The sequence below is a fragment of the Burkholderia sp. 9775_39 genome, assembly GCF_015712225.1.
Lineage (GTDB): Bacteria > Pseudomonadota > Gammaproteobacteria > Burkholderiales > Burkholderiaceae > Burkholderia > Burkholderia cenocepacia.
This window is the reverse complement of sequence record NZ_JACCQC010000007.1, coordinates 180,065-195,683: the sequence shown is the minus strand read 5'-3', so window position 1 is coordinate 195,683 and position 15,619 is coordinate 180,065. Positions and strand designations below refer to the sequence as shown.

At 67.1% G+C, this 15,619-nt stretch carries 12 protein-coding genes; 6 read left to right on the top strand and 6 right to left on the bottom strand.

The window, feature by feature from the left end:
- Window positions 1-38: 38 nt before the first annotated feature.
- Both putA and H0X90_RS12235 read left to right on the top strand, forming a co-directional pair.
- Entirely contained in the window at window positions 39-3,971 is a 3,933-nt protein-coding gene (gene putA, locus H0X90_RS12240; RefSeq protein WP_006496307.1) for a trifunctional transcriptional regulator/proline dehydrogenase/L-glutamate gamma-semialdehyde dehydrogenase, read from the top strand.
- Window positions 3,972-4,055: 84 nt separating this feature from the next.
- Complete coding sequence (locus H0X90_RS12235; protein WP_006482201.1) at window positions 4,056-5,195, top strand: branched-chain amino acid ABC transporter substrate-binding protein; 1,140 nt, start codon at window positions 4,056-4,058, stop codon at window positions 5,193-5,195.
- Window positions 5,196-5,403: 208 nt separating this feature from the next.
- On the opposite strand, the gene H0X90_RS12230 is transcribed toward H0X90_RS12235, so the two are convergent.
- From H0X90_RS12230 to H0X90_RS12205, 6 genes are all read right to left on the bottom strand, one after another.
- Window positions 5,404-5,814, bottom strand: coding sequence for a hypothetical protein (locus H0X90_RS12230; RefSeq protein ID WP_006496306.1), 411 nt, complete (start codon window positions 5,812-5,814; stop codon window positions 5,404-5,406).
- Window positions 5,807-6,475 (bottom strand): M35 family metallo-endopeptidase, encoded by a 669-nt coding sequence (locus H0X90_RS12225; RefSeq protein ID WP_227739786.1) that lies wholly within the window; start codon window positions 6,473-6,475, stop codon window positions 5,807-5,809. The genes H0X90_RS12230 and H0X90_RS12225 overlap by 8 nt, the downstream gene beginning before the upstream one ends.
- Before the next feature lie 4 nt (window positions 6,476-6,479).
- Window positions 6,480-7,013 carry a hypothetical protein gene (locus H0X90_RS12220; RefSeq protein WP_077190302.1) on the bottom strand — a complete coding sequence of 178 codons (534 nt, stop codon included), beginning with the start codon at window positions 7,011-7,013 and terminating at the stop codon, window positions 6,480-6,482.
- A 10-nt stretch (window positions 7,014-7,023) separates the two neighbouring features.
- Complete coding sequence (locus H0X90_RS12215; protein WP_043205298.1) at window positions 7,024-7,683, bottom strand: PAAR domain-containing protein; 660 nt, start codon at window positions 7,681-7,683, stop codon at window positions 7,024-7,026.
- 256 nt (window positions 7,684-7,939) lie between these two features.
- Window positions 7,940-9,448 carry an AMP-binding protein gene (locus H0X90_RS12210; RefSeq protein ID WP_077190301.1) on the bottom strand — a complete coding sequence of 503 codons (1,509 nt, stop codon included), beginning with the start codon at window positions 9,446-9,448 and terminating at the stop codon, window positions 7,940-7,942.
- A 51-nt stretch (window positions 9,449-9,499) separates the two neighbouring features.
- Window positions 9,500-11,152: an acyl-CoA dehydrogenase family protein gene (locus H0X90_RS12205; RefSeq protein WP_034201156.1), complete on the bottom strand. Its 1,653-nt coding sequence runs from the start codon at window positions 11,150-11,152 to the stop codon at window positions 9,500-9,502.
- Between the two features lie 120 nt (window positions 11,153-11,272).
- On the opposite strand from H0X90_RS12205, the gene H0X90_RS12200 reads away from it, so the two are divergent.
- The 4 genes from H0X90_RS12200 to H0X90_RS12185 all read left to right on the top strand — a co-directional run bounded on the left by H0X90_RS12200 (window position 11,273) and on the right by H0X90_RS12185 (window position 15,590).
- Complete coding sequence (locus H0X90_RS12200) at window positions 11,273-11,941, top strand: TetR/AcrR family transcriptional regulator (protein WP_006488476.1); 669 nt, start codon at window positions 11,273-11,275, stop codon at window positions 11,939-11,941.
- A gap of 211 nt (window positions 11,942-12,152) precedes the next feature.
- Window positions 12,153-13,307 (top strand): pyridoxal phosphate-dependent aminotransferase, encoded by a 1,155-nt coding sequence (locus H0X90_RS12195; protein WP_006488473.1) that lies wholly within the window; start codon window positions 12,153-12,155, stop codon window positions 13,305-13,307.
- A gap of 48 nt (window positions 13,308-13,355) precedes the next feature.
- Window positions 13,356-14,144 (top strand): ABC transporter substrate-binding protein, encoded by a 789-nt coding sequence (locus tag H0X90_RS12190; RefSeq protein ID WP_006488477.1) that lies wholly within the window; start codon window positions 13,356-13,358, stop codon window positions 14,142-14,144.
- Window positions 14,145-14,159: 15 nt separating this feature from the next.
- Window positions 14,160-15,590 (top strand): FAD-binding oxidoreductase, encoded by a 1,431-nt coding sequence (locus H0X90_RS12185; RefSeq protein ID WP_058902019.1) that lies wholly within the window; start codon window positions 14,160-14,162, stop codon window positions 15,588-15,590.
- Window positions 15,591-15,619 lie beyond the last annotated feature (29 nt).

The window sequence follows — 15,619 nt, the reverse complement described above, 5'->3', positions numbered from 1 at the left end:
ACCACATTGCCGGGCTCGCACCGGCGCACGAACCCACCATGGCAAGCACGACTCTCGGCGTCAAAGTCGACGACCTTCTCCGCTCGCGCCTCAAGGACGCCGCCGCGCGTCTCGAGCGCACTCCCCACTGGCTGATCAAGCAGGCGATCTTCGCGTATCTCGAGCGGATCGAGCACGGCCAGTTGCCGCCCGAGCTGTCGGGCCACAGCGGCGTGACGGAGCTCGCCGACGGTCAGGCCGCGGACGGCGACGACGACAACTCGCCGCATCCGTTCCTCGAGTTCGCGCAGAACGTGCAGCCGCAATCGGTGCTGCGTGCGGCGATCACGGCCGCGTACCGCCGTCCGGAACCGGAGTGCGTGCCGTTCCTGCTCGGCCAGGCGCGCTTGCCCGCGAACCTGCAGGCGGACGTGCAGGCGCTCGCGACGAAGCTGGTCGAGGCGCTGCGCGAGAAGAGCTCGGGCGGCGGCGTCGAAGGGCTGATCCACGAGTTCTCGCTGTCGAGCCAGGAAGGCGTCGCGCTGATGTGCCTCGCCGAAGCGCTGTTGCGCATTCCCGACCGTGCGACGCGCGACGCGCTGATCCGCGACAAGATCAGCAAGGGCGACTGGCGCTCGCACGTCGGCCATGCGCCGTCGCTGTTCGTGAACGCGGCGACCTGGGGGCTGATGATCACCGGCAAGCTCGTGACGACCAACAGCGAAGCGGGCCTGTCGTCGGCGCTCACGCGCCTGATCGGCCGCGGCGGCGAGCCGCTGATCCGCAAGGGCGTCGACATGGCGATGCGCCTGATGGGCGAGCAGTTCGTCACCGGCGAAACGATTTCCGAAGCGCTCGCGAACAGCCGCAAGTACGAAGCGCGCGGCTTCCGCTACTCGTACGACATGCTCGGCGAAGCGGCGACCACCGAAGAGGACGCGCAGCGCTACTACGCGTCGTACGAACAGGCGATCCACGCGATCGGCAAGGCGGCCGGCGGCCGCGGCATCTACGAAGGCCCGGGCATCTCGATCAAGCTGTCGGCGCTGCATGCGCGCTACTCGCGCTCGCAGCAGGACCGCACGATGAGCGAGCTGCTGCCGCGCGTGCGCGCCCTCGCGCTGCTCGCGCGCCGCTATGACATCGGCCTGAACATCGACGCGGAAGAAGCCGACCGTCTCGAACTGTCGCTCGACCTGCTCGAGGCGCTGTGCTTCGATCCGGAGCTCGCCGGCTGGAACGGCATCGGTTTCGTCGTGCAGGGCTACCAGAAGCGCTGCCCGTTCGTGATCGACTACCTGATCGATCTCGCGCGCCGCAGCCGTCACCGCCTGATGATCCGCCTCGTGAAGGGCGCGTACTGGGATACCGAGATCAAGCGGGCGCAGGTCGACGGCCTCGAAGGCTATCCGGTCTACACGCGCAAGATCTACACCGACGTGTCGTACCTCGCGTGCGCGAAGAAGCTGCTCGCCGCGCCGGACGCCGTGTACCCGCAGTTCGCGACGCACAACGCGTACACGCTGGCCGCGATCTATCAACTCGCGGGCCAGAACTACTACCCGGGCCAGTACGAATTCCAGTGCCTGCACGGGATGGGCGAGCCGCTGTACGAGGAAGTCACCGGTCGCGACAAGCTGAACCGCCCGTGCCGCGTGTACGCGCCGGTCGGCACGCACGAGACGCTGCTCGCGTACCTCGTGCGCCGTCTGCTGGAAAACGGCGCGAACACGTCGTTCGTGAACCGCATCGCCGATAAGACCGTGTCGGTGAAGGAGCTCGTTGCCGATCCGGTCGACGAAGCGTCGAAGGTCGTGCCGCTCGGCGCGCCGCACGCGAAGATCCCGCTGCCGCGCAACCTGTATGGCGACGAGCGTCCCAACTCGATGGGCCTCGACCTGTCGAACGAACACCGTCTCGCGTCGCTGTCGTCCGCGCTGCTCGCGAGCGCGCACCACCCGTGGCGCGCGGCGCCGATGCTCGCCGACGACGCGCTCGCCGATGCGCCGGCGCGCGACGTGCGCAACCCGGCCGACCAGCGCGACGTGGTCGGCACGGTGAGCGAAGCGACGTCCGAACACGTGAGCGCGGCGCTCGCGCACGCGGTGGCCGCCGCGCCGATCTGGCAGGCGACGCCGGTCGACGCGCGCGCCGATTGCCTGGTGCGCGCCGCCGACCTGCTCGAAGCGCAGATGCACACGCTGATGGGCCTGATCGTGCGCGAAGCCGGCAAGTCGCTGCCGAACGCGATCGCCGAGATCCGCGAAGCGGTCGACTTCCTGCGCTACTACGCGGCGCAGATCCGCGGCGAGTTCTCGAACGACACGCACCGCCCGCTCGGCCCCGTGGTCTGTATCAGCCCGTGGAACTTCCCGCTCGCGATCTTCATGGGCCAGGTCGCCGCGGCGCTCGCCGCCGGCAACACGGTGCTCGCGAAGCCGGCCGAACAGACGCCGCTGATCGCCGCGCAAGCCGTGCGCCTGCTGCGCGAGGCCGGCGTGCCGGCCGGCGCGGTGCAACTGCTGCCGGGCACCGGCGAGACCGTCGGTGCGGCGCTGGTCGCCGATGCGCGCACGCGTGCGGTGATGTTCACCGGTTCGACCGAAGTCGCACGCCTGATCAACAAAACGCTGTCCGCGCGCCTCGACCCGGACGGCAAGCCGATTCCGCTGATCGCGGAAACGGGCGGCCAGAACGCGATGATCGTCGATTCGTCGGCGCTCGCGGAGCAGGTCGTCGCGGACGTGATGCAGTCGTCGTTCGACTCGGCCGGTCAACGGTGTTCGGCGCTGCGCGTTCTGTGTCTGCAGGACGACGTCGCGGACCGCACGCTGACGATGTTGAAGGGCGCGATGCACGAGCTGGCGCTCGGCAACCCGGACCGGCTGTCGACCGACGTCGGCCCGGTGATCGACGCCGAGGCGAAGCAGACGATCGACACGCACGTCGCGGCGATGAAGGACAAGGGCCACACGGTCACGCAATTGCCGATGCCCGACGCATGCGCGCACGGCACGTTCGTGCCGCCGACGCTGATCGAGATCGGCAGCATCGACGAGTTGAAGCGTGAAGTGTTCGGCCCCGTGCTGCACGTGGTGCGCTACCGCCGCAGCCAGCTCGACAAGCTGCTCGAGCAGATCCGCGCGACCGGCTACGGGCTGACGCTCGGCATCCACACGCGGATCGACGAGACGATCGCGCACGTGATCTCGAATGCGCACGTGGGCAACATCTACGTGAACCGCAACGTGATCGGCGCGGTGGTCGGCGTGCAGCCGTTCGGCGGCGAAGGGCTGTCGGGCACGGGCCCGAAGGCCGGTGGCGCGCTGTACCTGCAGCGCCTGCTCGCGACGCGTCCGTCGGGCCTGCCGCGCGCGCTCGCGCAGTCGCTGGTGGCGGACGGCGCGACCGAAAGCGATGCGCGCGGCAATCCGGCTGCGGCGCTCACGATGCTGCGCGACTGGCTGATCGAGCAGCGCGAGCCGGCGCTGGCCGCGCGTTGCGACGGCTACCTCGCACAGGTGCCGGCCGGCGCGACCGCGGTGCTGACCGGGCCGACGGGCGAGCGAAACACGTATACACTCGGCCCGCGCGGCACGGTGCTGTGCGTCGCGGCCACGCCGGGCGGCGCGCGTGCGCAGTTCGCGGCGGTGCTCGCGACCGGCAACCGCGCACTGTTCGCCGGCGCGGCGGGCGAGGCGCTGGTCGCCGCGCTGCCGGCGTCGCTGAAGGCGCACGCGGCGGTGCGCAAGCAGGCCGACGCGCCGTTCGACGCGGTGCTGTTCGAAGGCGACAGCGACGAACTGCAGACGCTCGTGAAGGACGTCGCGCAGCGGCCGGGCCCGATCGTGTCGGTGCAGGGCGTGTCGGCGGGCGCGTTCGAGAACGGTGACGCGGAAGACTACGCGCTCGAGCGGCTGTTGACGGAACGCTCGGTGAGCGTGAACACGGCCGCGGCGGGCGGCAATGCGAATTTGATGACGATCGGCTGATCATCCTTGCCGTTCGGATCAAACAAAGGAAGCGGCAAGGCGATCCCGAAGCCGCTCCATTTACCCTGGTACCAAGGAGATGCTATGCAACACACGATGAAAAAGGTGGCAGGCGCGACGTTCGTCGCGGTCATGTCGCTGGCGGGGACGGCCCATGCGGATGACGTGAAGATCGGTTACGCAGGGCCGATGACGGGCGCGCAGGCGCACTACGGCAAGGATATGCAGAACGGGATCGTGCTCGCGCTGGAAGACTTCAACGCGACGAACCCGAAGATCGGCGGCAAGCCGGTGAAGTTCGTGCTGAGCACGCAGGACGACCAGGCTGACCCGCGTACGGGCACGACGGTCGCGCAGAAGCTGGTCGACGACGGCATCAAGGGCATGCTCGGCCACTTCAACTCGGGTACGACGATTCCGGCTTCGCGTATCTACGCGAACGCGGGCATTCCGGAAATCGCGATGGCGACGGCGCCGGAATACACGCAGCAAGGCTACAAGACGACCTTCCGCATGATGACGTCCGACACGCAGCAGGGCTCGGTGGCCGGCACGTTCGCGTCGAAGGATCTCGGCATGAAGAAGATCGCGATCGTCGACGACCGCACGGCCTACGGCCAGGGTCTCGCCGACCAGTTCGAGAAGGCCGCGAAGGCCGGCGGCGCGACGATCGTCGACCGCGAATTCACGAACGACAAGGCCGTCGACTTCAAGGCGATTCTCACGAAGCTGAAGGCGGCGAAGCCGGACCTCGTCTACTACGGCGGCGCGGATTCGCAGGCAGCGCCGATGGTCAAGCAGATGAAGGCGCTGGGCTTCAACGCACCGCTGATGAGCGGCGAAATGGTGAAGACGCCGACATTCCTGAAGATCGCGGGCAACGCGGCCGACGGCACGATCGCTTCGCTGGCCGGCCTCCCGCTGGAAGAAATGCCGGGCGGCAAGACCTACGCCGACAAGTACAAGAAGCGTTTCGGCGAAGACGTGCAGACGTACTCGCCGTACGCGTACGACGGCGCGATGGCGATGCTGAACGCGATGAAGAAGGCCGATTCGACCGATCCGGCGAAGTACCTGCCGGTGCTCGCGAAGACCGACATGGCCGGCGTCACGTCGACGCACGTCGCGTATGACGCGAAGGGCGACCTGAAGAACGGCGGCATCACGATGTACAAGGTCGAGAAGGGCGAGTGGAAGCCGCTGAAGAGCATCGGCGGCAAGTAAGCAGCTTGATGTGATGTGACGCGCGGGCGGCGGTGTAACGCGTCGCCCCGCGCCTCATGCGAAAAAGCCACCGGACCCGATGGGGCCGGTGGCTTTTTCTTTGGTGGGACACGGCCGACAGGACATAGGAGTCTTGCCGGCAGTGGTGCAACAGGGGCGCCGCATGCGGACGTCGATACCGCATCACCGTGATGGCGGCCGGATGACGTTACTTGCCGTCGCAGCACTTGTTAGGGCAATCGGGCAGGAAGGAAATTTCCACACGCCGCCCATTGTCGACGTCGCCATGCGAATAGACGCGGGCGCTCTTCTTGATGGTTCCGCGTAAAAAACCGAGTTGCTCCAGCAGCGCATACGCGGTTTGCAATCTTGATTGCGCAAGGGCCAGTGCTTCCGGTTCACTTTCCTCGGCATGGCCGCTGATCAGCGTTGTTTCCTTGGTCAGGTGATTCGCGTAATTGAGTTTTTGGTCGATTGTCCATTTTGCAATGCGGACGATTTCGGCGTTCGATATGTGCGAGCTATCTCTCGAAAAGTAGATGTCGAGATTCTCGCTGGCGATGCAGGCGAATACCGGGCTGGAAGTGAGAAGGCCTAGGCAAAGAATAAACTTAAGCATTGTAAATGACGTATCCTGCAATACTGTCGGCATTGTTGATTGCTTGGTTCGGATTCTCGGCTCCAAACGTCAGACATTCCTCAATGAAATATCTATGATCCCTGGTTCCCATTGTGTCATCAAAATGACTCGCCTCATGAATCAAAGTGGAAACTATGGAATCTTTTTCCCATGAGAAGTCTCGCATTGTACAAAAATCGGGATGTATTGCGATCGTATGAGTTGCGGTATCCGGCGAACATACTGATGCCGCGACTCCCGATTTGTTTGGATTTGGAACGCATCCAATATGTTTGAATCGCTCGCTATCCCATCGCGTGAAATTGTATCCCGTGAGTGTCTTTAGCACGCGGACGATTGCAGTCAGGCCTGTTAATAGTGTTGTGCGAGTGCCTTCGTCAGTTCTGCCGAACCACTGTAATACGCGTGCCTTATCGGCGTTGGACCAGCGCTGCAAATCCATGATTCTTTTGTCGATGAGGGAAACGGCTCGATCGCGTTTACTCAATACCATTTCCCGGAATTCCTTGTTTGTCATGTTGTGACATATTCTCTCGGTATTGATCGTCACCTCCACCATCGACCCGGGATTGGTATTGGTGGCTGCACCTGAGTGTACGAGGAACCATTCTCCGCAGTCATTCACATCAAAATCTTTCATTTTTTCAATGTTCCATCGTATAGATTTTCAACGTTGCCGAGGCGTCGGTGGCGATTCGATGTGTTTGCCCGGCCGTGTCCGTGGTGCCCGTGAAAATTTGCCCGGCGTCGGTAACGATTCGGTAGCGGATGCTCGCGAGCGGGCGGCGGGAGTCATCGAGCAAGGTGAATTGCTCGTCGTGTACGACAAATGACCGCTTGGCTGCATCAGGTTGGCGCCCAGTCAGCGTCGCAGTCTCTCCTGCGGTAAAAGTCATTCGCATGCCGCGTTCAGCGTAGAAGACCGGCGGTGGGTTGCATCCGCAGACATTGATATCTCCGCTCAATGCCCATTGTTTGCCGTTCGGGCCGGTACCTGGCCAGCGCGGCCCTTGCGGTGCGATGTACCCTTCACGCTTGCAGGTCGAACAGTAGGTCTTCATATCCAGCGTGGCGATATGAACCCTCGGCGGCGGATCGGAACAGGTCACAGTGTCGAGGCCTTCGACAATCACCGCTTCCCTGGCGCGGTCGCCTTTGGCAAGAAAGTAGCGAATCATGGGCGCTACCTCAGCGGGGCACGGACGAGCGGGTGACGACGCTAAATACGACGGACGACGCGATGCCTTGTCGCTCGGGGCTATCGGTGATCGTGTCGCCGTTATCGAGTTCGCTGCCAACGAATGCCAGCGGCGCGAAGTCGGGCCCGTCGGCCAAACCCAGACCACTCGTAATGCGTGCGGTTGAACCGTCCGGATAGTGGATCAGGTCGCCCACCGTGCCAGCCTTGCCCAAGTGCGGCGCTACTTCCCAAGTGCCGGACGGCTCGCGCAATGCACCGCCACGCGCTGTTGTCGCACCACGTACCGCCAATCTGTAAGCAGGCGGCGCGGGCGGTGGTACATAGGCCGGGTCGAATAGGCCCGCAACGCGTTGCCCATCCCGCACGTGAATGCCCCACGAGGTACGCAGAGTTTCGGTAATGCGGTCACCGTTGCTCAACCGGCTACCGACCAACGCGAACGGCTTGCCTCTGCTATGGTTGCTTCCCGCGCCGTCGATAATCGCGGCCTCGCTGCCGTCGTCATAAGTCACTACGTCGCCGACGCAAGCGACTTCCAATCCAGCCAGGGTCAGGCCGCTGGTTGCGGTGGTGACGCGTCCTCCGCGTTCTGTGAGTGCGCCAACGGTGGCGAAAAGATGAGTCGGTGCGTTGAGTTCGTTTTTCATCCGGCTTCCCTGTTTCAGTAAATGGAATGGCTGCCTAGAGACGCTATTCCAGATACGAAACGTCGATCAATCGGACGAATATGATTCAGAGCGGATAACGTCTATTACTTGTTCCGTTCCGCCTGGTGCATTGGGCGCGTGCGCGAACGCGTTGGGTCAGGTACCTCGGATAAGCAACAATGCCGTATCCCGCTTTTGGGTTCGCACTGGAGTATGAGGGCGCGGTTTACAAGTGCGCCGACTCAATCCCGGATACTCAGTCCCCCCGCACCCGCAGCAGAAACTTCTGCAACTTGCCGGTCGGCGTGCGCGGCAGCGCCTGCGCGAACGTGAACTCGCGCGGGATCTTGTACGCGGCAAGCCGCTCGCCGCAGAACGTGCGCAGCGCATCCGCATCGCGCACCGCGTTCGCCCGCATCACGACGTGCGCGACGACCGTCTCGCCCCAGTCCGGATGCGGGACGCCGACGACGGCCGCCTCGGCGATGTCCGGATGCGCGCCGAGCACGTCCTCCACTTCCTTCGAATAGACGTTCTCGCCGCCGGTGACGATCATGTCCTTCAGCCGGTCGACGATGAACAGGTAGCCTTCCTGATCGATCCGCGCGACGTCGCCGGTGCGGTACCAGCCGTCCGGCGCGAACGCGGCGCGCGTCGCGGCCGCGTCGTCGAGATAGCCGAGCATCATGCTGTCGGCCTTCAGCCAGATCTCGCCGGTCTCGCCCGGCCGCGCATCGACGCCGTCCATCCGCACGACCCGCAGGTCGACGCCCGGGCCGCCCTGGCGGCCGATCGAGCCGGCCTTCGCGATCTGCTCGTCCGGATACAGCGTCGTGCCGGCCGGCCCGGTTTCCGTCATCCCGTACACCTGGAAGAACGCGTGGCTGCGATACGCTTGCGCGAGCCGTTCGGCCTGCGCGGCGCCGATCGGGCCGCCGCCGTACAGCCACGCGCGCACGCTCGACAGGTCGAATGCCGCGAAGCCGTCGATCGTGTCGAGCGGCAGCGTGTACGACACCGGCGCGCCGAAATACAGCGTCACGCGCTCGCGCTCGACGGTCTGCAGGAAGCGCAGCGGATGGTATTCGCGCAGCAGCACGACGGTGCCGCCCGCGACCAGCGTGCCGCCGAACCAGTTGTTCAGCGGCGACGAATGCCAGATCGGCATCGCCATCAGCGTGCGTTCGTTGCGGCCGATCCCGATGGCGAGCGCCGCCTGCATCGCCGCGAGCGTCACCGTGCGATGGCTGTGCACGCAACCCTTCGGACGGCCGGTCGTGCCGGACGTGTAGAGAATCTGCGCGATGTCGTCATCGGCCGGCTCGATGCCCGCGAGGCCGTCCATCGTCGCGCACATCGTGTCGAAGTTCGGCACGCCGTCGAGCTCGCCCTCCGTCACGAGCCGCCGCGCCGGATGCACGAGGCGCTCGACCACCGGCGCGAGCGCCACGTCGAACAGCAGCGCGGTGCTGCCGCTGTGTTCGAGCACGTAGTCGACTTCCGGCGCCTGCAGCTTGTGGTTGATCGGCACGAACGCCGCGCCGAGCCGCCACGCGCCGAACATCAGGTCGACGAAGGCCGGCGTGTTGAAGCACATCGCGGCGACGCGGTCGCCGGCCGCGACGCCGAGCGCGCTCAGCACGGCCGCCGCGCGGTGCGAACGCGCGCGCGCGGCCGCATACGTGATCGTCGCGGATTCGCTGACGAGAAACGGCTTGTCGGGCGTCGCACGGGCGGTGCGGTCGAGGGCGGCGACGAGGTTCATCGAGGCTCCGGGGCGGGCGAACGAACGCGCGTTCGGGTGAACGGGCCGGCGTCAGGCCGGGTACGCGCGCTGCAGCAGCGCGGCGACGTCGATCGCGTGCGGATCGAAGCCGCCCGCGATGCGGCCCCAGTCGGGCGCGGCGAGCCGCGTCGCGACGAACGCGTCGGCGACGGCCGCCGGCGCATCGCGGCGCAGCAGGCACGCCTGCGCGACGAGCGCGAGCCGCTGCGCGAACACGCGGCCCGACGCTTCGAGCGTGTCGGCCGGGGCGGCGAGCATCGCGCGCAATCCGTCGAGCGCCGCGCGGATGCGCGGTTCGCCCGCGCCGAGGTCGGCCAGTTCGTCGAACAGCGCGGCGGTCGCGTCGGGCTCGCGCGATACGGCGCGCAGCACGTCGAGGCACATCACGTTGCCCGAGCCTTCCCAGATCGAGTTGACGGGCGCCTCGCGGAACAGGCGCGCGATCGGGCCGTCGTCGACGTAGCCGTTGCCGCCGAACACTTCCATCACCTCGCCGGTCAGCTCGACCGCGCGCTTGCAGACCCAGAATTTCGCGGCGGGCGTGACGATCCGCTTCCATGCGCGTTCGCGCGGCGAGTCGTCGCGTTCGAACGCGTCGGCGAGCCGCATCGCGAGCGACAGCGCCGCCTCGCTCTCCAGCGCGAGATCGGCGAGCACGGTGCGCATCAGCGGCTGCTCGGCGAGCGCGCGGCCGAACGCATGGCGCTGGCGCGTGTACGCGATCGCCTGCACGACGCCCTGGCGCAGCATCGCCGCGCTGCCGAGCACGCAGTTCAGCCGCGTGTAGGTGGCCATCTCGATGATGGTGGGAATGCCGCGGCCTTCGTCGCCGAGCATGATGCCCCACGCGTCGTTCAGCTCGATCTCGCTGCTCGAATTGCTGCGGTTGCCGACCTTGTTCTTCAGCCGCTGGATCTCGACCGCGTTCTTCGTGCCGTCCGGGCGCCAGCGCGGCACGTAGAAGCACGACGGGCTGCCGGCCTCGGTGCGTGCGACGACGAGGTGCGCGTCGCACATCGGCGCGGAGAAGAACCACTTGTGGCCGCGCAGCCGGTATTCGCCGCCGCGCCCGCCCGCGCCGACCGGCGTCGCGAGCGTGGTGTTCGCCCGCACGTCGGAGCCGCCCTGTTTCTCGGTCATGCCCATGCCGAACCAGATCGCGCGCTTGTCGGCGACCGGCACGTCGCGCGCATCGTAGGCGTCGCTGTAGAGCTTGTCGCGCAGCAGGTCCCACAGCGCCGGCTCCTTCTGCAGCACGGGGATCGCGGCCTGCGTCATCGTCGCGGGGCACAGCGTGCCGGCCTCGATCTGGCCGTGCAGGTAGAAGCCGGCGGCCGTCGCGGCCCAGCGGCCGCGGCGTGCATCGCGGAATGCGAGCGACACGAAGCCTTCGTGGCGATACTGGCCGAGCAGCGCGTGCCACGCCGGGTGGAAGTCGACGCGGTCGATGCGCCGGCCGCGCCGGTCGAACGTGTTCAGCTCCGGCGTGTGGCGGTTCGCTTCGTCGGCGAGTCGCGCGGTGTCGGCGCTGCCGAGCCGCGCACCATACGCATCGAGCTGCGGCACGGCCCAGTCGGCGCCCGCCCGGGCGAGCGCGTCGCGCAGCGCGAGATCCGTCGCGAAGAGGTTATAGTCGACGAGTTCGTCGAACTGGTTCGTGACGGCGTGGGTCGAGTCGGTCATCGCGGTTGTCTCCGGTCTCAGGCTTCGCGGTCAGCCGGCGTGATGCCGTACGGCGCGCGCTTCGGCGCGGGTTCCGGCTTCCGGTAAAACGTATTCCCTGTTGAATTCAGAGTAGCAAATATGCCGCCGCGACATGTTCAGGTTCCGGCGCCGCCCGGCTCGCCGGCGGCGCAACCCGCGCCCGCGTTGCGTCGCCGGCCGCGCCAGTCGCGCGCGCAGGCGAGTTCCGACGCGCTGCAGCAGGCGTTCGTTCAGCTTTTGCTCGAACGCGGCTACGCGAAGGCGACGATCCGCGAGATCGCGGCCGTCGCGGGCGTCAGCATCGGCACCTTCTACGAGTATTTCGGCGACAAGCAAAGCCTCGCGGCGCTCTGCATCCACCGCCGCGTGCTGGCGCTGGCCGACCGGCTGCGCGACGCCGTGCAGCGGCTGCGCGGTGCGCCGCGGGCCGAACTCGCCGCCGCGCTGGTCGATCTTCAGGTCGAGACGATCGCCGCCGACGCGGCGCTGTGGGGCGCGCTGTTCGTGCTGGAGCGCCAGGTGTCGCCGCTGGCCGCGTATCGCCGCCATTACGACGCCTATGTCGCGCTGTGGCGCGACGCGCTCGCCCACGCGGCCGATCCGCCGCCGGCCGCGCGGCTCGACGGGCTCGCGAGGATGGCTCACACGATCTGCTACGGCGGGCTGTCGCAGGCGCTGCTGACGCTCGGGCCCGCGCTCGATTTCGCCGCGCAACGCCGCGAACTGCGGGCCGTGCTGCTCGCGTACCTCGCGGCGGCGCACGCGTAGCGTTGCCGTAGGGGAAATGCCTGATTTGCATATCGGGTGCCCAGGCGAGCCTTCGCGCCAGGGGCTTCTCACCGAGAGCCATGAGAAAAATGCATGGCCGCCATGACGAACTTTCGATTGTCCGCCGATATTGGCTGGGGCTAAATCATGCGGCGGATGCAGGCCCGCACATGCCGCGCGGCCCGCCCGAAGGACATCAGGAGGAGAAGTCATGCGAAGCGCCACCGCGCCCCGTTCGAAACTGCCCGACGTCGGGACGACGATCTTCACGGTGATCGGCCAACTGGCCGCTCAACACAACGCGCTGAACCTGTCGCAGGGCGCACCGAATTTCGCGCCCGATCCGGCGCTCGTCGAAGGCGTCGCGCGTGCGATGCGCGACGGTCACAACCAGTACGCGCCGATGGCCGGCGTGATCGCGCTGCGCGAGCGGCTCGCCGAGAAGACCGAGGCGCTGTACGGCGCGCGCTACGACCCGGCGACCGAGATCACGGTGATCGCGAGCGCGAGCGAGGGGCTTTACGCGGCGATCAGCGCGCTCGTGCATCCGGGCGACGAGGTGATCTACTTCGAGCCGTCGTTCGACAGCTACGCGCCGATCGTGCGGCTGCAGGGCGCGACGCCGGTCGCGATCAAGCTGTCGCCCGAGCATTTCCGCGTGGACTGGGACGAGGTGGCCGCGGCCATCACGCCGCGCACGCGGATGATCATCGTCAACACGCCGCACAACCCGACCGCAACGGTGTTCTCCGCCGACGATCTCGAACGCCTCGCGCGGCTCACGCGCGACACGGGCATCGTGGTGCTGTCCGACGAAGTGTACGAACACGTCGTGTTCGACGGCGCGCAGCACCAAAGCGTCGCGCGCCATCGCGAGCTGGCCGAGCGCAGCGTGATCGTGTCGTCGTTCGGCAAGTCGTTCCACGTGACCGGCTGGCGGGTCGGCCATTGCCTCGCGCCGGCCGAGCTGATGGACGAGATCCGCAAGGTGCACCAGTTCATGGTGTTTTCGGCCGACACGCCGATGCAGGTCGCGTTCGCGGAAATCCTCGCGCGGCCGGACAGCTATCTCGGCCTGTCGGCGTTCTACCAGGCCAAGCGCGACCTGCTCGCGCGCGAGCTGGCCGATTCGCGTTTCGAGCTGCTGCCGAGCGAAGGTTCGTTCTTCATGCTGGCGCGCTTTCGCCACTTCTCGGACGAAAGCGATGGCGATTTCGTGCTGCGCCTGATCCGCGACGCGCGCGTCGCGACGATTCCGCTGTCGGCGTTCTATACCGACGGCACCGACGCCGGCGTGATCCGGCTCAGTTTTTCGAAGGACGACGCGACGCTGGTCGAAGGCGCGCGGCGGCTGCGTTCGCTGTAAGACAACCGGCGACGGGCACGTCGCATCGACCAGACACAGGAGATCACGATGAAACACACGGCCACCCTGAAACTCGCGTTCGCACTCGCGTGCGCCATCGGCTCCGGCGCGGCGCTCGCCGATGCGCCGACGCTGCGCTTCGGCCTCGAAGCGCAATATCCGCCGTTCGAATCGAAGGCGCCGAACGGCGACCTGCAGGGCTTCGACATCGACGTCGGCAACGCCGTCTGCCAGACGGCGAAGCTGTCGTGCAAATGGGTCGAGACGTCGTTCGACGGGCTGATCCCGGCGCTGAAGGGCCGCAAGTTCGACGCGATCAACTCGGCGATGAACGCGACCGAGCAGCGGCGCCAGGCGATCGACTTCACGACCATCATCTATCGCGTGCCGACCCAGCTGATCGCGCGTACCGGCAGCGGGCTGCTGCCGACGCCCGAATCGCTGAAGGGCAAGCGCGTGGGCGTGCTGCAGGCGTCGATCCAGGAAACCTTCGCGAAGGCGCACTGGGAGCCGGCCGGCGTCGCGATCGTCGCGTACCAGGACCAGAACCAGGCGTATGCGGATCTGGTCGCGGGCCGCCTCGACGCGACGCTCGTGCTCGCGCCGTCCGGCCAGCGCGGCTTCCTGTCGCGCCCGGACGGCAAGGGCTTCTCGTTCGTCGGCCAGCCGGTGCACGACGACAAGATCCTCGGCAGCGGCATCGCGTTCGGCCTGCGCAAGGGCGACGATGCGCTGAAGGCGAAGCTCGACGCGGCGATCGACAAGCTGAAGGCGGACGGCACGGTGAAGTCGCTCGGCCTCAAGTATTTCGGCGATATCGACATCTCGACGAAGTAAGCGGGGCCGCGCACGATGCCGACCCCGAACCCGACCGTCGCGGGCCGCGCACCGGACGGCAGGCCGTTGCCGGACGACGCCGTCGATGCGGTGCTCGCCGCCGAACTGGGCGACGCGCTCGTCACGCGCGCGGCCGATATCGATCCACGTTACTTCACCGCGTACAACGAGCCGGCCGGCGTGCGGCCGCGTGCGCTGGTGCGCCCGCGCAGCGTCGACGACGTGTCGCGCGCGCTCGCGCTGTGCATGCGGCTCGGCCAGCCGGTCGTGCCGCAAGGCGGGCTGACCGGGCTCGCGCGCGGGGCGGTCGCGCTGGGCGGCGAGGTCGTGCTGTCGATGGAGCGCTTCGCGGGCATCGAGGCGCTCGACGCGGCGGCCGGCACGATCACCGTGCGCGCGGGCACGCCGCTGCAGACCGTGCAGGACGCCGCGGAAGCGGCGGGCTTCACGTTCGGCGTCGATCTCGGCGCGCGCGGCTCGTGCCAGATCGGCGGCATGCTCGCGACCAACGCGGGCGGCACGCGTGCAATCCGCTACGGAATGATGCGCGAGCAGGTGCTGGGGCTCGAAGCGGTGCTCGCGGACGGCACGGTCGTGTCGTCGATGAACCGGATGCTGAAGAACAACGCGGGCTACGACCTGAAGCAGCTGTTCATCGGCAGCGAAGGGACGCTCGGCGTCGTCACGCGCGCGGTGCTGCGGCTGCATCCGTTGCTCGCGGCGCCGGCCACGGCGCTCTGCCGCGTGCGCGACTACGACGCGGTGGTCGCGCTGTGGAACCGCGTGCGCACGCTGCCGGAAGTCGTCAGCTTCGAGGCGATGTGGCCGGCGTTCTACGACTACGTCGCGCGGCATACGCCCGGTGTGTCGGCGCCGTTCGTCGGCGACGGCGGTTTCGTGGTGTTGATCGAATGCGCGACGAGCGCGCCGGGCGGCGATGCGCATCATGCGCTCGAAACGGCGCTCGCCGCGGGGTTCGATGCAGCGCTCGTCGACGATGCGGTACTCGCGACTTCCGAGCGGCAGGCGCGGGATTTGTGGACGCTGCGCGAAGGCCTCGCGATCGATGCGCTGCCCCATCTCGTCAACTTCGACGTGAGTCTGCCGACCGGCGAACTCGGCGCGTTCGCCGAGCGCTGCGAGGCGGCGTTGCGGACGCGCTGGCCGGCGCTCACGTGCCTGTTCTTCGGCCATGTCGGCGACGGCAACGTGCATATCGGCGTGTCGCTGGCCGCGATGACCGACGCGGACGCCGATGCGCTCGATCACTGCGTGTATGCGGTGGTGCGCGACATGGGCGGGTCGGTGTCGGCCGAGCACGGGATCGGCGTGCTCAAGCGTCCTTATCTCGCGCACACGCGCAGCGACGCGGAAATCGGGCTGATGCGACGCCTGAAGGCCGCGTTGGACCCGCGCGGCATCCTCAATCCGGGCAAGGTCCTTTGACGCGGCCGCCGCCCGTTGCCGACCCGCAT

Coding starts and splice junctions, on each gene's coding strand:
- putA (WP_006496307.1), top strand. CDS start 39: ATGGCAAGCACGACTCTCGGCGTCAAAGTCGACGACCTTCTCCGCTCG.
- H0X90_RS12235 (WP_006482201.1), top strand. CDS start 4,056: ATGCAACACACGATGAAAAAGGTGGCAGGCGCGACGTTCGTCGCGGTC.
- H0X90_RS12230 (WP_006496306.1), bottom strand. CDS start 5,814: ATGCTTAAGTTTATTCTTTGCCTAGGCCTTCTCACTTCCAGCCCGGTA.
- H0X90_RS12225 (WP_227739786.1), bottom strand. CDS start 6,475: ATGAAAGATTTTGATGTGAATGACTGCGGAGAATGGTTCCTCGTACAC.
- H0X90_RS12220 (WP_077190302.1), bottom strand. CDS start 7,013: ATGATTCGCTACTTTCTTGCCAAAGGCGACCGCGCCAGGGAAGCGGTG.
- H0X90_RS12215 (WP_043205298.1), bottom strand. CDS start 7,683: ATGAAAAACGAACTCAACGCACCGACTCATCTTTTCGCCACCGTTGGC.
- H0X90_RS12210 (WP_077190301.1), bottom strand. CDS start 9,448: ATGAACCTCGTCGCCGCCCTCGACCGCACCGCCCGTGCGACGCCCGAC.
- H0X90_RS12205 (WP_034201156.1), bottom strand. CDS start 11,152: ATGACCGACTCGACCCACGCCGTCACGAACCAGTTCGACGAACTCGTC.
- H0X90_RS12200 (WP_006488476.1), top strand. CDS start 11,273: ATGCCGCCGCGACATGTTCAGGTTCCGGCGCCGCCCGGCTCGCCGGCG.
- H0X90_RS12195 (WP_006488473.1), top strand. CDS start 12,153: ATGCGAAGCGCCACCGCGCCCCGTTCGAAACTGCCCGACGTCGGGACG.
- H0X90_RS12190 (WP_006488477.1), top strand. CDS start 13,356: ATGAAACACACGGCCACCCTGAAACTCGCGTTCGCACTCGCGTGCGCC.
- H0X90_RS12185 (WP_058902019.1), top strand. CDS start 14,160: ATGCCGACCCCGAACCCGACCGTCGCGGGCCGCGCACCGGACGGCAGG.